The 518-nt window shown below is 70.7% G+C and carries 1 protein-coding gene; it reads left to right on the plus strand.

All coding sequences use genetic code 11. The annotated features are described in order from the left end of the window. The coding region (locus AX721_RS24790) for a TonB-dependent receptor plug domain-containing protein (protein WP_156467368.1) at positions 1 to 518 on the plus strand (518 nt) is incomplete at both ends.

Genomic DNA, 518 nt, shown 5'->3' on the forward strand with positions numbered 1-518 from the left:
ACGACATCGGCCGGCTCGCGGACAAGAACGTGGCCGAGAACCTGGAGCGCCTGCCCGCCATCGGCGTGGCCTACGACCAGGGCGAGGGCCGGTATGTCTCGATCCGCGGCACGCCCTCGGCACTGAACAACGTCACCCTGAACGGCGTCGAGGTCGGCAATCCGGACGGCGACAGCCGCGCCTTGCCCCTGGACGTGGTCAGCGGCCAGCTGCTCGGCCGCCTGGAGGTGCTGAAGGCGGTGACGCCCGACCGCGACGCCCAGGGCATCGGCGGGACGATCAACCTGGTCACCCAGTCGCCGTTCGACCTCCGCCAGGACCGGATCGCCCAGCTCCGCGCCCAGGTCGGGTATCAGGAGTTCAACGAGAAGTTCCCGGTCCAGGGCGACCTGACCCTGGGCGGGGTGATCGGCAACTGGGGCGCGTTGCTGGGCGTCAGCTACTCCCAGCGCAAGTATCGCTCGGACGGCCTCTACCCCGACGATTGGCGCACGGTTCCGGGCGTGGCGCGGGGCGGG

Source organism: Phenylobacterium sp. CCH9-H3 (genome assembly GCF_001557235.1).
Classification (GTDB): Bacteria; Pseudomonadota; Alphaproteobacteria; order Caulobacterales; family Caulobacteraceae; genus Phenylobacterium.